At 65.1% G+C, this 14689-nt stretch carries 16 protein-coding genes; 4 read left to right on the top strand and 12 right to left on the bottom strand.

Annotation, left to right across the window (positions count from 1 at the left end; translation table 11 throughout):
* Positions 1–48: 48 nt before the first annotated feature.
* Entirely contained in the window at positions 49–822 is a 774-nt protein-coding gene (locus LCL94_RS03420; protein WP_224830993.1) for a Crp/Fnr family transcriptional regulator, read from the bottom strand.
* 198 nt (positions 823–1020) lie between these two features.
* Here LCL94_RS03420 and LCL94_RS03415 point away from each other — a divergent pair, with 198 nt between their 5' ends.
* Positions 1021–1998: an asparaginase gene (locus LCL94_RS03415; RefSeq protein ID WP_224830992.1), complete on the top strand. Its 978-nt coding sequence runs from the start codon at positions 1021–1023 to the stop codon at positions 1996–1998.
* Positions 1999–2001: 3 nt separating this feature from the next.
* On the opposite strand, the gene LCL94_RS03410 is transcribed toward LCL94_RS03415, so the two are convergent.
* The 3 genes from LCL94_RS03410 to fmt form a co-directional block, all read right to left on the bottom strand.
* On the bottom strand, positions 2002–3114 hold the full coding sequence (locus tag LCL94_RS03410) for a zinc-binding dehydrogenase (protein WP_224830991.1): 1113 nt from the start codon (positions 3112–3114) through the stop codon (positions 2002–2004).
* An 80-nt stretch (positions 3115–3194) separates the two neighbouring features.
* Positions 3195–3944: a tRNA pseudouridine(38-40) synthase TruA gene (gene truA / locus LCL94_RS03405; RefSeq protein ID WP_224830990.1), complete on the bottom strand. Its 750-nt coding sequence runs from the start codon at positions 3942–3944 to the stop codon at positions 3195–3197.
* Positions 3941–4849, bottom strand: a complete 909-nt coding sequence (gene fmt, locus LCL94_RS03400; protein ID WP_224830989.1) for a methionyl-tRNA formyltransferase — start codon at positions 4847–4849, stop codon at positions 3941–3943. The genes truA and fmt overlap by 4 nt, the downstream gene beginning before the upstream one ends.
* A gap of 52 nt (positions 4850–4901) precedes the next feature.
* Here fmt and recR point away from each other — a divergent pair, with 52 nt between their 5' ends.
* From recR to rmuC, 3 genes are all read left to right on the top strand, one after another.
* Positions 4902–5498, top strand: a complete 597-nt coding sequence (gene recR, locus LCL94_RS03395) for a recombination mediator RecR (RefSeq protein ID WP_160607859.1) — start codon at positions 4902–4904, stop codon at positions 5496–5498.
* Between the two features lie 64 nt (positions 5499–5562).
* Positions 5563–6129 (top strand): peptide deformylase, encoded by a 567-nt coding sequence (locus LCL94_RS03390; protein ID WP_224830988.1) that lies wholly within the window; start codon positions 5563–5565, stop codon positions 6127–6129.
* A gap of 69 nt (positions 6130–6198) precedes the next feature.
* Positions 6199–7587, top strand: a complete 1389-nt coding sequence (rmuC, locus tag LCL94_RS03385) for a DNA recombination protein RmuC (protein ID WP_224830987.1) — start codon at positions 6199–6201, stop codon at positions 7585–7587.
* 9 nt (positions 7588–7596) lie between these two features.
* On the opposite strand, the gene LCL94_RS03380 is transcribed toward rmuC, so the two are convergent.
* From LCL94_RS03380 to LCL94_RS03345, 8 genes are all read right to left on the bottom strand, one after another.
* Positions 7597–9357, bottom strand: a complete 1761-nt coding sequence (locus LCL94_RS03380; RefSeq protein ID WP_224832651.1) for an amidohydrolase — start codon at positions 9355–9357, stop codon at positions 7597–7599.
* A gap of 57 nt (positions 9358–9414) precedes the next feature.
* Complete coding sequence (locus LCL94_RS03375; RefSeq protein ID WP_224830986.1) at positions 9415–10233, bottom strand: TrmH family RNA methyltransferase; 819 nt, start codon at positions 10231–10233, stop codon at positions 9415–9417.
* 1 nt (position 10234) lies between these two features.
* A complete protein-coding gene (locus tag LCL94_RS03370; protein WP_224830985.1) occupies positions 10235–10513 on the bottom strand; it encodes an HPr family phosphocarrier protein in 279 nt (92 codons plus the stop codon).
* Positions 10510–10935: a PTS sugar transporter subunit IIA gene (locus LCL94_RS03365; RefSeq protein WP_160607845.1), complete on the bottom strand. Its 426-nt coding sequence runs from the start codon at positions 10933–10935 to the stop codon at positions 10510–10512. Before LCL94_RS03365 ends, LCL94_RS03370 begins: the two co-directional genes overlap by 4 nt.
* A gap of 69 nt (positions 10936–11004) precedes the next feature.
* A complete protein-coding gene (gene rapZ, locus LCL94_RS03360; protein ID WP_224830984.1) occupies positions 11005–11898 on the bottom strand; it encodes an RNase adapter RapZ in 894 nt (297 codons plus the stop codon).
* Positions 11895–12353 (bottom strand): HPr kinase/phosphorylase, encoded by a 459-nt coding sequence (locus LCL94_RS03355; protein WP_224830983.1) that lies wholly within the window; start codon positions 12351–12353, stop codon positions 11895–11897. Before LCL94_RS03355 ends, rapZ begins: the two co-directional genes overlap by 4 nt.
* A complete protein-coding gene (locus tag LCL94_RS03350) occupies positions 12350–13915 on the bottom strand; it encodes a sensor histidine kinase (RefSeq protein WP_224830982.1) in 1566 nt (521 codons plus the stop codon). Before LCL94_RS03350 ends, LCL94_RS03355 begins: the two co-directional genes overlap by 4 nt.
* Entirely contained in the window at positions 13908–14657 is a 750-nt protein-coding gene (locus LCL94_RS03345) for a response regulator transcription factor (protein ID WP_160607839.1), read from the bottom strand. Before LCL94_RS03345 ends, LCL94_RS03350 begins: the two co-directional genes overlap by 8 nt.
* Positions 14658–14689: the final 32 nt, after the last annotated feature.

Genomic DNA, 14689 nt, shown 5'->3' with positions numbered 1-14689 from the left:
GGAGAAGCGGGCATGTAGCGCGCTTTGCGGCAGCGTCAAGCGCGCCGATCAGTACCAGCCCTTGTCCAGCTTCAACGATCCGTCGCCATAGAGATAGTCGGGATCGAAGCGCGCATAGCGGCGCAGGCGGTCCCAATCTTCGCAGAACAGGTCGCCGCGGCGGATTTCCCCGATGCCGAGATCGCGCAGCTTGCCGACCGCGCGGTTGGCGTGGATTGCGCTCACCCCGCACATGTCGGCAAGGTCGAGCTGGGTGAATGGCGTACGCAATGCGCGCGGGGCATCGCGCCCAACCATTTCGAGGCGGGTCTGCAATTCGGCATAGAGGTGGGCAATCCGCTTGGGCGCGTCGAGCTGTTCGAGGATCTGGATCCACTTGCGATGGATGGCCGCGTCGAGCAGCGTCCCGAACCACATGGCGCGCGCGACATTGGGCCTCTCGTGCATGACCTTGCGCAGGCTGCCGTGGCTGACCGTGCCGACCTTGACCGGTCCGGCAGCGACGATCGAATGGTCCAGCCGCTTCAGCGCAAAGCCGTGCAGATCGACGAAATCGCCCGGCACCTGCACGCCCACGATGTAGCGCCGGTCCCCGCTTTCGATCGTGCGGAAGACGAAGCCTTCGATCAGCATGGTGCTGCGGTCGGTGACCGTGCCCCTTTCAAGCAGGCGCGCGCCATCCCCGTGATCCTGCACGGTCTCGATCAGGTCTTCGATATATTGCAGGTCGTCCCGGTCGAGCTGGTCCCGCAGGCGCCCGGCGAGGAAGTCGCCGGTCAGCGGGAACGGGGAAGACCTGATGTCACCTCTTATCGCGTCCATTGCGGGGCTGATTAACCAAGTCGGAAGTTTGCGGTCTATTGACGGATGTTAGCTTTCTGTTCTTTTCAGTAATTCATACGCACAAAGCAGACAGCCCGCATTGTCATTTGTTATAATCGGAAAACTTCCTGCGCTCGGCCTGTTCGCCCGGCCAAGAAGGCGTGACCGAGTGACGCCTTGGCGCTATCCCTCCCGCCCATGACCACCAGACTGACCGTGCTTGCCACCGGGGGCACCATCGCCGGGATCGCGGGTTCCGCCATCGCGCAGGACTATCGTGCGGGTGAAATCGGGATCGAGGACTATCTCGAAAAGGTCGGCGGGCTGGGGCTGGCAGCGGAATTGTCCGGCCAACAGATCGCCAATATCGATTCGGCGGAAATCGGGCCCGAGGTCTGGAACCCGCTGCACGCGGCTATTCTGGAGGCGCTGGGCCGTGACGATTGCGATGGCGTCGTCGTCACGCACGGCACCGACACGCTCGAGGAAACCGCCTTCCTGCTCGACCTTACCCTGCCCGCGACCAAGCCGGTGGTGGTGGTGGGAGCAATGCGGCCTGCCGATGCGGTCGGCTATGATGGTCTGCGCAATTTCGCCAATGCCGTGCGCGTAGCCAGCGATGGCGATGCGTCGGGGCGCGGTGTGCTCGTGGTGATGGGCGACCGTGTCTTCGCCGCGCGCGACGTGCGCAAGGTACGGACGCGCGGCACCGATGCCTTCCGTGGTTTCCCTCGCGAATCAATCGGTTTCGTCACCCCTGCGACGCTCGAATGGTTCGGTGCGCCCTGGCGGCAGGGCGGCGAAGCGCCGTTCGCATGGTGCGGCGACCTGCCCGAAGTGCCGATCCTGTTCGTTCACGCCGGCATGCGCGCGGACGAGGCGCTGAGGCTGGTGGGCGAGGCAACGCGCGGCATCGTGGTGGCAGGCGTGGGCGAGGGGAACATGCCCGAAACCGTAAGGCGCGAACTCGCGCGGCTGGCAGGCAGCGGCATTGCCCTCGTCCGGTCGAGCCGTGTCGACGAAGGGCTCGTCGACCGCGAGGGCGAGGACGAAGCCAACCGCTTTGTAGCTGCCCGCGCGCTCAACCCGCAGAAGGCACGGATTCTGCTGCAATTGCTGCTGGCAAGCGGGACCAGCGATCCCGCCGCCATCCAGCAGGCCTTCGACGGGCGCTAGGCCTCAGCCGTTGGGGGTGACGAGATACTTCTCGCCCGTCTTCATCTGGCGGTAGTCGAGGATCGCGTCCTTCGTCAGCATGCCTTCGAGGTCGACCTTCGTCTTGTAGCTGCTGGCAAAGGTGGTCGTCAGGTTGTCGAGCACGCGCTTGCGCATCCGCATCACCGTTTCCATGCCAGCGGTCTGCAGGAACGGGGTCAGCAGCCAGCCCGACAGCGTCCAGCCGAACCCGTAGGCAGGTGTCAGGATGGTCGGACCGAAGTCGAGGCGGCCATAGATGAACATGCGCTTCGCCTGGTTCGAACCGTAGCGCGAATATTCGGTCATCTTCGACACGGCGACCTGTTCCATCGCCTTGAAGCAGGTGTCGACCATCTGGCCCCCGCCGATCGGATCGAAGCCGTAGAAGGCATCGGTTTCGTCGATTGCAGCCTTGAGCTTGGCCATGAAGTCGTCGTCGGAGGAATTGACCACGTGCGTGGCGCCCTGCGACTTGAGCAGTTCTGCCTGGTCGTCCTTGCGCACGATATTCACGAGGCCCATTCCGTCCTCGAGACAGATACGGTTGAGCATCTGGCCGAGGTTCGATGCGCCCACCGTGTGGAGGATCGCCTTCTGGCCATCCATCTTCGCATTCTCGACGAAGCCCAGTGCAGTCATCGGATTGACGAAGCTGGATGCGCCCGCTTCCGAACTGTGGTCGCCGAGCGGGAGGCACATGGCAGCATCCGCAATAGCGTACTGGCTGAAGGCATTGCCGGGAACGCAGGCGACACGCTGGCCCATCAGCGCCTTGGCCATGTCGCTGTCGCCCGTGGCAATGACGGTGCCTGCACCTTCATTGCCTGCGGGCAGGCGCTGGCCGTGGCGCGCCTTCTGACCCGAATTGAAGGGTTCGGGCATCTTGGCGACGACCTTGCCGGGAGAATATTCGGCGTTCTCGAAATCCGCCGCGCCGGTCAGGATCGCGAGGTCGGACGGGTTGATCGGCGCCGCTTCCATGCGCACCAGGACCTGGTTGCCGGTCGGGTCGGGGAAGGTCGCATCGGCGATTTCGACGGTCAGCGTGCCGTCTGCCGCAAGGGTAGTGAAAAGCTGCTTACCGGTGGTGGTCATGTCATGTCTCCCAAACCTGTCCCGTCCGTGTGCGGCCATCGCTAGGCCCCTCGTCGCGGCTTGGCTAGGGTGACGTTACGTCAGGTCTCGTCGGGGTAGATCGCCTCGACGAAATAGAGCCCGTGCGGCGGGGCGTTGAGGCCCAGTTCCTGCCGGTCGCGCGCTTCCAGCGCCTGCTTCACGCGGCCGACTTCCCAGCGGCCCATCCCGACCAGCGCCAAGCAGCCGACCATCGAACGCACTTGGTGATGCAGGAAACTGCGCGCTGATGCATGGATCAGCACGTGCTCGCCATCGCGCTCCACATCGAGCCGGTCGAGCGTCTTCACGGGGCTGGCCGACTGGCACTGTACCGATCTGAAAGTGGTGAAATCGTGATGGCCGACCAGCGCCTGCGCCGCTTCATGCATGGCGGCAGCGTCGAGCGGCTGGGGTACCTGCCAGGCGCGGTCTCGCTCCAGCGTCAACGGCGCACGGCGGTTCGCGATGCGGTACACGTAGCTGCGCCCGACACAGGAAAAGCGTGCGTGCCAATCGTCGGGCACGACCTCGCAATCCATCACCGCGATCGGATCGGGCCGCAGCTGTGCGTTGAGCGCCTCCATGAGGCGGAAGGGCTCGATGTCCTTCTCGATATCGATATGGCTGCGCATGGCGAGCGCGTGGACGCCGGTATCGGTCCGCCCCGCGCTGGCCAACTTCACCTCCTCGCCTGTGATACGCTGCGCCGCATCCTCGACCGATTGCTGCACGCTCGGCCCGTGCGGCTGGCGTTGCAGGCCGAAGAACGGCGTGCCGTCGAATTCGAGAGTGAGAGCGAAGCGGGTCACGAAAGGATCGTGCCTTTCGCGACCGGATTGCCGCGCAGGAAGGTGTCGAGGTCCATGCGCGGCTTGCCGGCCTTCTGCAATTCGATCGGACGGATGGCGCCTGACTCGCAAGCGATGGCGAGGGTATCGTCCAGCACTTCGCCGGGCTTGCCCGAACCTTCGGCCACCTCCGCGCGCAGCAGCTTCACGCGCACCCCGTCGAGGTCGAACCAGGCGCCGGGGAAGGGCGAGAGCCCATGGACCTGCCGGACCACTTCTGCGGCCGATCGCGCGAAATCGATCCGTGCTTCGGCTTTGTCGATCTTCTTTGCGTAAGTCGCCGCTTCATGGTCCTGTTCGACCGGGTGCAGCGCGTCGAGATCGATCAGCGTGCCGACCATCAGCTGCGCGCCCAGTTCCGCCAGTTCCTCGGTCAGTTCGCCGGTGGTCTTGTCATCGACCGGCGTGCGAACCGTCGCGAGCATCGGACCGGTATCGAGGCCCGCTTCCATCTGCATTATGGTGACGCCGGTCACCTCGTCGCCCGCCATGATCGAACGGTGGATCGGCGCCGCCCCGCGCCAGTGCGGCAGGATCGAGGCGTGGACGTTGAGACAGCCGTGCTTCGGTGCGTCGAGGACCGCTTGCGGCAGGATCAGGCCATAAGCCGCGACTACCGCCACATCGGCGCCCAGCGCAGCGAATTTCACCTGCTCCTCGGTCGATTTGAGCGAGACGGGGTGGCGCACCTCGATGCCCAGTCGCTCGGCCAGCTGGTGCACCGCCGTTTGCGTGAGTTCCTTGCCGCGGCGGCCACCCGGGCGCGGCGGCTGGGTGTAGACGCAGACCACCTCGTGCGCGGCATCGACCAGCGCCTGCAGCGTCGGCACCGCGAATTCCGGGCTACCCATGAAGATTATGCGCATGACGGGCCTTGTGGTCTTTCTCTGCTGTGCCCGCGCCCCTATCTGTCACTCCATGGCATCGCAAGAGATCGAGACGCTGGCCTCCGCGCTGGCCCGGCTGCCGGGCCTCGGCCCGCGCAGCGCGCGGCGTGCCGTGCTCTGGCTCGTCAAGCGCCGCGAAAGCGCGCTCCCTGCCCTGCTGGAGGCGCTGGCGACGGTGGGCGAGGCGCTGGTCGAGTGCGAGACCTGCGGCAACGTCGACACCCGCAACCCCTGTGGCATCTGCGCCGATCCGCGCCGCGACACGAAATCGCTCTGCGTGGTGGAGGACGTGGCGGACCTCTGGGCGCTCGACCGTGCGAAACTCTTCACCGGCAAGTACCACGTGCTTGGCGGCAAACTGTCGGCCTTGGACGGCATCCGGCCAGAAGACCTCAACATCGCGAGCCTGCTCGCCCGCGTGGAGGCTGGCGGGGTGGACGAGGTCGTGCTCGCGATGAACGCCACGCTCGAAGGCCAGACCACCGCACACTACCTTGCCGAGCGGCTGGAAGACTTCCCCGTCCGCATCACACAGCTGGCCCACGGCCTGCCGGTCGGCGGGGAACTAGACTACCTCGATGAAGGCACGCTCGCACAGGCGCTCCGCGCACGCAGGCCGCTGGGGTGAGGCGATCAGTCTGACCGATCCAATTTAATTGAATTGGTTGCATTCAGCGCCTATCTGACCCCGCATGGCTATCCGTGAAATCCTCGAAGTGCCGGATCCCCGGCTCAAGGTCGTGTCCGAACCCGTCACCGAGTTCGACGAAGAGTTGAAGACGCTTGTCGAAGACATGTTCGAAACCATGTATGCCGCACCCGGCATTGGCCTCGCCGCGATCCAGGTCGGCGTGCCCAAGCGTTTGCTCGTCATCGATCTCCAGCCGGAAGATACCGATGCGGAGCCGGAAGAGTGCAATCACGGCGGCCACCATCACCACCATTATCCGACGAAGAAGGAACCGCGGGTCTTCGTGAACCCCGAAATCCTCGATCCGGCGGACGAGCTGGCGACCTACCAGGAAGGCTGCCTCTCGGTCCCCGACATCTTCGCCGATGTCGATCGCCCGGCGACCTGCCGCGTGCGCTACCAGGACCTCGAAGGAAACGTGCACGAGGAAGAGATGGAGGGCCTCATGGCCACCTGCATCCAGCACGAGATGGACCACCTCGAAGGCATCCTCTTCATCGACCACCTCTCGCGCCTCAAGCGCAACATGGCGCTGAAGAAGTTGAAGAAACTGCGCGAAGCGGCGTAAGCTTCCAATTCGGTTGAAATTGCGCGAACGCCTCTGGCGTTCCCTCTCCGTTCCGCATAAGGTGGCGGGATGGACACGACTGCTATCATCCTGATTTTCGCTGCCCTCGTCATCGGGGGTGCGCTTGGCTGGTTCATCGGCTCGCGCCCCGTTGCCGACTGGAAGGCACGTCATGGGGAGGCAGAGGGTGAGGCCAAGGCGGCTGAAGAAAAGCTCGCGCGTATGGTGCCCGAACTGGCGACCATGTCGGAACGGGCGGCGCGGGCAGATGATCTGGCTATGAAGCTGGATGCTGCGCGCGAGGAAGCCTCTGGGCTCAAGGCGGAACGCGCCGCTTTCGAAGAGCAGAAGCGCCTGCTGGAAGAATCGCGTGCAAACCTGCTCAAGGAATTCGAGAATACCGGTGCCAAGGTGCTCGAAGCGGCGCGGGAACGGTTCAGCAGTGAGGCATCCACCCGGCTTGGCGAGGCAGAGGTCAAGCACAAGGAAGCGGTCGCCTCGCTCCTGCAACCGGTGACCGAACGCCTGCAGAAATACGAAGAGCAAGTCGGATCGCTTGAACGCCAGCGTGCCGATGCCTTCTCGCGGCTGCACCAGCAAATCGAAGGTATGCGCCTGTCGCAAGAAGAGGTGCGCAAGGAAGCACAGCGGCTCGGCAACAGCCTGACCAATGCTCCCAAGGCGCGTGGCCGCTGGGGGGAAAGGGCGCTGCAGAACGTGCTCGAGCAGTGCGGCCTGTCGGAGCACACCGATTTCATCCTCGAACAGTCGGTCGATACCGAAAGCGGGCGCCTGCGGCCCGATGCCATCGTCAACGTGCCGGGCCAGAAGAAGCTGGTGATCGATGCGAAGGTCTCGCTCAATGCGTACCAGGCAGCGTTCGAGGCTGACGACGACAGCGAACGCGCAAGGCACATGGACCTCCATGCGAAATCGATGCGCGGTCATGTCCAGACCCTCGGGTCCAAGGGCTACCAGAGCCAGTTCGACGACGCGCCGGACTATGTGGTGATGTTCGTGCCCGGCGAACATTTCGTCGCCGCTGCTCTCGAGCACGATCCCGAACTTTGGGACTTCGCCTTCCGCAACAAGGTGCTGCTGGCGACGCCCACCAACCTGGTCGCCATCGCGCGGACGGTCGCGCAGGTCTGGCGCCAGGACACGATCGCCAATGAAGCGATGGAAATCGGCAAGGCGGGCGCAGAACTATACGACCGTCTCGCCGTGGCGGCAGAGCACATGAAGCGTGTGGGCGGCGGTCTCGAAACCGCGGTCAACAATTACAACAAGTTCGTCGGCAGTTTCGAACGCAATGTCTTGTCCTCGGGGCGCCGTCTTGCGGAGAAGGGCATCGAAATCGGCAAGCGCGAGATCGAGGAAGTGCCGAAGGTCGAAGCGACCCCGCGCTACAATAACGACGACCTGCTGACCGACGGGACGGGTGAAGCCGCCGAATAGGCGCGGGCTCTACCGCTCGTAGACCACTTCGCCGTTCACGACGGTCATCATGATGCGTCCGTTCAGAATGTCGCCCGGGCTGTCCTTTGCGAGAGCGAAGGGATCGATGTCCATCACCGTCAGATCGGCCCAGCGGCCAAGGGAGATGATGCCCGTCTCTTTTTCGCGGAATGCGGCATAGGCGGACCATATCGTATAGGCGCGGATCGCTTCCTCGATGGTCACGGCCTCTTGCGCGTACCAGCCAGATTCGGGTTGCCTGTCCTTGTCGCGCCGCGTGATGGCCGCGTGGAGGCCGTAGAAGATGCTGTGATCCGATCCCGGGTTGTCGGCATTGAAAGTCAGCATCGCGCCGCTACGCCGCAGGGTTCGCCAGGCATAGGCGCCGAGGATACGCTCGGGGCCGAGGCGGTCTTCGGCCCAAGTCTTGTCTTCCACCGCTTGCGGCGGCTCCATCGACGCGATCACGCCCAGCTTTGCAAAGCGCCCCATGTCCTGCGGAGAAATGACCTGCGCGTGCTCGATCCGGTGGCGATTGGCCTGCGTTGCCGGATGCTGGCGGAATTCCGCCTCGAGTATGTCCAGCGCCTCGCGGTTGCCCGCATCGCCGATGGCATGGATGCCGGTCTGGAAGCCCGCCTGCATGGCCGCATCGTTCAGCGCGCGGTCGAAGCCGTAGCCGCTGCCGCTCACCCCGCGGTGGCCGGGCTTGTCCGAATAATCCTCCAGCAGACGCGCGCCCCGCGATCCCAGCGCGCCATCGTAATAGGCCTTCACCGATCTCGTCACGAGCATGCTGTCGGCATCGCCGTCGGGCCCGCGCGCAATCCAGCGCCGCATCAATGGTTCGTCGCGCAGCGAGAGCATCGCATAGACCCTGATCGGCAGCTTGCCCTCGGCTTCCAGCGCCTCGAAAGTCTCCATCGAGCGCGTGTCTGCCCCGGCTTCGTGCACAGTCACGAAGCCGTCGCGCGCCATCTGCATCAGCCCTGCGCGTGTCTGGCGCTTGGCGGTTTCCAGCGGGGTGGGCGGGAAAGCCCTATCGAGCATGGTGGTCGCACGATTGAGGAACAGGCCATTTGGCCGTCCGTCCGCGCCAAGCCGCATCTCACCGCCCTCAGGCACGTGGCTGGCCGCGGTGATATCGCCAGCATCGAGCGCCGCCTGGTTGGCCCACAAGGCGAACCCGTGCAGGCTGCGCAATACCACCGGGTGGTCGGGGACAGCCGCGCTCAGCAGGCCCTTGTCGGGATAATCGTTCGCCCAGGCGCCTTCGTCCCAGCCTGCGCCGAAGATCCATTCGCCCTTGGGGATGGATCTGGCGCGCTCGGCAACCAGGGCGACCGCTTCTGCCTCGGTCGCCACGCTGGTCAGGTCTACGGCGTCGAGCTTTGCCCCCAATTCCACTACGTGAGTGTGTGAATCGACGAGGCCGGGCAGCACGGTCGCGCCTTCCAGGTCCACGACGCGCGTCTCGGCTCCGCGCAGCGTCAGCGCCTTGCGCACGTCTCCTGCAAAGACGATGCGCCCGTCATCCACCGCTACGGCCTCGGCATCGGGATGCCATTCGCCGCCGCGATAGGGGGCGTCGGCTGCGGGTTTGCCCTTACCGTCCGGGTCGCTCCAGGAAAGCGTATAGACCCGCGCATTGACGAGGATGAGATCGGCAGGGTCGTTGAGAGTGGGACCGGTTGCGCAACCCGCCAGCAGAGTGCTCGCCACGATAGCCGCCAACGCAGTGCCCATGGCCTGCCGTCCCCTGTTGCCCATCACGCTTCCTCCCTAGACGCCTCTCGGACGACTAGGCAGCAAGTTTTGTGCGCAAGATCAAGCGGAAGCGGTATCGAGGGCGGCCAGCACCTCGTAGCCGAGCACTGCGGCTGCGACTGCCGCGTTGAGGCTGTCGGCGCGGCCCTTCATCGGCATGGTAACGCGCAGGTCGCAGGCCATCTCGTATTCCTCGGGCAGGCCGCGGCTTTCATTGCCCACCATGACGAAGCATGGCGCGGAATAGGGTGCCCCGCGATAGGGCTGCGCGTCCCGCAGGCTTGCGGCGACCAGCTGGCCCGAACCGGTACGAAGCCAGGCCTCGAACTCGGCCCATTCCGCCCGGGCGATCTTCTGGGTGAACACCGCGCCCATGCTGGCCCGCACCGCCTCGACGCTGAACGGGTCCGCGCAATCGTCGATCAGGATGAGGCCGCCTGCGCCGATGGCATCGCCCGTGCGCAGCATGGTGCCGAGGTTGCCCGGATCGCGCAGCGCCTGCGCCACCAACCAGATGTGCGCGCCGGTCCGGTCGAGCGACGTGAGCGAGGTATCGAATTCGGCGAATACGCCGGCAACTGCCTGCGGATTGTCCTTGCCGGTAATCTTCGAGAGGATGTCGGGCGAGGTTTCGATCACCTCGCCGCCCGCAGCCTCCACCGCCAATTCCAGTTCGGCGAGCAACGGGTGCGGATCGCGGGCGCTGGCAAGGACCAGCGTCTCGGGCACATGGCCGCATTCGCGCGCATCGGTCAGCAGGCGCAGGCCCTCGGCAAGGAACTTGCCGGCCGCCTTGCGGTGCTTCTTTTCGCGCAGGGCGCGCAGCGCCTTGACAGTGGGATTGGAAAAACCGGTGATCACCCGGCGATGGTCGGGCATCTCAAGGCTCCCCGAAGCCGTCCTCCACCATGGCGGAGAGTTCGGCCATCACGCCTTCGGCATTCTCGCCCGCGACGATGATCTCGATCGTGTCGCCCTTGGCCGCGCCGAGCATCATCAGCCCGAGGATGGAGCCGCCGGCAGCCTCGTTGCCGCCCTTGGCCACGCGAACCGAACAGCCTTCCGGTGCGGCTGCAACCGCGCCGACGAACTTCGCGCTCGCCCGCGCGTGGAGACCGCGCTGGTTGACGACCGTGAGCTGCTTGCGGAACTCGCTCAACTTGCCTTCCGCGCGTTGCCGATTTCCTGGCCGAGAAATTCGCTGGCCACGGTGATGTAGTTGCGACCCGCGGTCTGCGCGGCGTGGACCGCATCGACGACGTTCATCGACTTGCGCGCGCCGGCAAGGCGGATGAGCATGGGCAGGTTAATACCCGCGATAACCTCGATCCGGCCGGTGTCGAGCAGCGAGATGGCGAGGTTCGAGGGCGTGCCGCCGAACAGGTCGGTCAGGATGATCGCGCCATCGCCGTCGTCAACGGTTTCGATGGCATCGGCGATATCCTTGCGCCGCTGCTCCATGTCGTCATTGGGGCCGATGCAAATGGTGGCGACGCCTTCCTGGCGACCCACAACGTGTTCCATCGCGTCGATGAAGTGCTCGGCCAGCTTGCCGTGTGTAACGAGGATCATGCCGATCATGCGATGTTGGCCGTGCGCTGCTTTCCGAAGGTCTTAGGTATGTCTGTCGACTATTGTCCGGCAAGGGAATCAGCGGCGCTCGAGCGGATCGGCGGGGCGGCTTCCCAGATTTCGGTGTATGACCGTGGGCGAAAATCCTGCCTCGCGCAAGACCTGAGCGGCACGTTCCGCACTGTAGACCGACCTGTGTCTCCCGCCGGTACAGCCGAACGCGATGTTCAGGTAGCTGCGGCCCTGCGCGGCATAGCGCGGCAGGAGGTCGCGCAGCGTATCGGCGATGCGCTCGAAGGAGGGGGCGAAGGCGGGATCGTTCTCGATGTGGGCGCCGACAGCGGGGTCGAGCCCGGTCTGTTCGCGCAAGCCATCGATCCAGTGCGGATTGTCGAGGAAGCGCATGTCGAAGACGAGGTCGGCCAGTGGCGGCATGCCGCGGGCAAACCCGAAGCTGGAGACGGTCACGGTCATGTCGCGCGTTTCGCTGTCGGCGAAGCGTTCGCGCACGATCTGCTGCAACTGGTTGGTCGCGAAACCGGTCGTGTCGATGACGATATCGGCCCAGCGCCGCAGCGGCTCGAGCAGCTCGCGCTCGGCAACGATGCCGCCTGCAACCGGGCGACCGCGTGCCATCGGGTGCGGGCGGCGCGTCTCGTTATAGCGTCGCTCGATCTCGGCGGTTGCACAGTCGATGTAGAGGGTGACGAGTTCGATGTCGGCTCGTTCCGACAGCGCCTTGCACTGGTCGATAATCTCGCGCGGGACGAAGCCGCGGGTGCGGGAATCGAACCCGATGGCCAGCGGTGCGGGGTGGTCTGTGTCGGTCCCGACGAGGCCCGAGAGAAGGCGAATCGGGAAATTGTCGATCGCCTCCCAGCCGAGATCCTCCAGCACCTGGAGCGCAGTAGTCTTGCCTGCGCCGGACAGGCCGGTGACGAGCAGGATACGCTGGCGGGACGAGTCGCTCATGGTGCCAGCATATCATTCTTGCCGCCCTCATGCGGAAGGGGCAGGCCGTGCTTTTCCAGCGCATATTCGGCGCGCAGGGCCTGCAACGCATCCCCGGCCGCGAAGGGCAGGCAGGGAATGGCCACACCCGCAATCTCGCTCGTGTCCATTTCAAGCGGATAGCGCGGCGCGTCTTCTACGAGGCGCAGGACGAGGCCGATCGGAGCCGAGGTGGCCGGGAGGTCGATTATTCCCACGCCGCGTACCTCCAGCTTGCCCCCGATGTTTGGCGGAGGGGAAGCGATGGCCTGGCCGCCGCTGACCTCGACCGTCATTCCATCGTCGCCCACCAGTATGGCGCCGCGGTCGATCAGGGCGAGGGCCAGTTCGCTCTTGCCGCTTCCCGGTACCCCTTCGATGACGATGCCGCGGCCACGTACCGCGACGCAGGTCACATTGGCGATCGTCGTGCTCATCGCGCTGCCGGAAGGGTCAGCACCATGCAGGCACCGGGCGCACCGTCGGGGCGGGCTTCTGCATGGAGCGAGCCGTCATGCGCTTCTGCTATGGTGCGACCGATTGCCAGGCCTAGGCCCGAGTGATTGCCGAAGTCTTCTTCCTCCGGCCGGTCGGAGTGGAAACGGTGGAACACTTTCTCGCGCTTCTCTTCCGGGATTCCCGGTCCGGAGTCGAGCACGGCAAGATCGACCGAACCGTTGCGGCGCGTCAGTGAGACCTCGATCAGGCCGTCGGATGGCGAGAAGGAGATCGCATTGTCGAGCAGGTTCTCGATTACGCGTTCGAGCCGCATGCCTACGCCCATCACGGCGAAAGGTCCGTCGGATTTGAGGACGGTGACCTTGCGCCCTTCGTTCTCGCCGCGCTCTTCTCGGCTGGCGACGATGTTGGCGACCAGCTTGTCGAGGTCTACCCGCTCGAATTCGGCGCGGGAGAGTTCGGCATCGATACGGCTGGCGTCGGAAATCTCGGTCACCAGCCTGTCGATCCGGCGCACGTCATGCACCGCGATATCGAGCAATTGGGCGCGCAGGGTCGGGTCTTCGACCTTGCTGAGGGATTCGGTCGCGCTGCGCAGGCTGGCGAGCGGGTTCTTGATCTCATGCGCCACGTCGGCAGCGAAGCTTTCGACCGCGTCGATGCGGTGACGCAGAGCGCCCGTCATGTCGGAGATGGCGCGCGCCAGCATCCCGATCTCGTCGCGGCGATCGGGCAGGCGCGGGACCTCGACTGCGCGGTCGCGGCCCTGCCGCACGCGGACCGCTGCCTGCACGAGCTCGCGCAAGGGCCGCACGATGGTCTGGGCGAGGAAGAAGGACAGCATCGTCGACACGGCGAGAAACAGCAGCACGATCAGCGCCACCGAAGTGCGCGCCGAGCGGACGCTTTCTGTGATGTCCACCGGGTTGCGGGTCAGCAGCAGCGTGTCGCCATCGAGGCCGACGGGCGCCGCCGCATTGATGACGTGCGTCCCGTCGGGCGCATCGCGCAGCACGATCTGCGTCAGGCTTTCCTCGCGCGCGCGGACCAGTTCGGGCCAGGCGGAGGCCATATCCTCTTCCGGTTCGATATAGTCGGGCAGGGCAGGGGCGCCGACGATCCGGTCGAACCAGCGGTCCATGCGCAGCGCGAATTCGCGCTGGTCGACCTCGGCCGGTTCGGGAAGGTCGAAGCTGGGCGGGGCAAGGGCGAAACTGTCGGATTCGAGGTTGCCGTCGGGCCCGTAGACCCTCAGGCGCAGGCGCTGTTCCTTGCCGATCTGGATCAGCAGCGCTTCCTGTCGCTGCACAGTTGCACCTGCAAGCGCTTCTGCCGTGATCTGCGCCTCGACCAGCGCGAGCTTGAACCGCTCGTCGAGCAGCTGCTTGCGGTAGCTGTCGAGATAGAGCACCCCGCCGCCCAGCAGCACCAGCGGCAGGACGTTGACGAAGAGGATGCGGCTGGTGAGCGACAGGCGGCGCGACCAGCGCAGCTTGTCGAGCCTCGGGTCGCCCCTGAGGACGCTACCCTGTTCAGCCATCGCTGAAGCTGTAGCCCGCGCCATAGAGCGTCTCGATGGCGGAGAATGTGCCATCGACGCTGCGGAACTTGCGCCGCATGCGCTTGATATGGCTGTCCACCGTGCGGTCATCGACGAAGACATCGTCGGGATAGGCCGCGTCCATCAGCTGGTTGCGGCTCTTGATGACACCGGGATGGAGCGCGAGCGCCTCGAGCAGGAGAAACTCGGTCACGGTAAGCGAAACCGGCCTGTCGTCCCAAGTCACATGATGGCGTGCAGGGTCCATCCGCAGGCGACCACGCTCGATGATCTCGACAGGGCTTTCACCCGGTTCCAGCGGCAGCGGCCGGCGTGCGTCGCTGCGGCGCAGGATCGCGCGAATGCGGGCCAGCAGCAGGCGGAGCGAGAACGGCTTGGCGATGTAATCGTCGGCGCCCATCTGGAAGCCGGCTTCCTCGTCCTGCTCGTCGTCCTTGCTGGTGAGGAAGATGACCGGCAGCGAGGAGCGTTCGCGCAGGCGGCGCAGCAGTTCCATGCCGTCCATCTTGGGCATCTTGATGTCGAAGATCGCAAGGTCCGGCGGGTTGTGAAGGAGGGCCGACAATGCAGCCTCCCCGTCGGAATAGACGCGGGTGGCGAATCCTTCCGCCTGCAGCGCGATCGATACGGTGGTCAGGATGTTCCTGTCGTCGTCGACCAGCGCGATAACGGTGCGGTCGTCGGCCTGTGGGGAAGGTCCGGTGGCAGGTTCGTTTTCCATCGTCCTGTCGGGTAACGCTTTTCGCGCTGCAA

The sequence above is a fragment of the Qipengyuania gaetbuli genome (assembly GCF_020171365.1).
In the GTDB taxonomy this organism is placed as follows: Bacteria; Pseudomonadota; Alphaproteobacteria; order Sphingomonadales; family Sphingomonadaceae; genus Qipengyuania; species Qipengyuania gaetbuli_B.
This window is presented reverse-complemented; position numbering and strand designations above follow the sequence as displayed.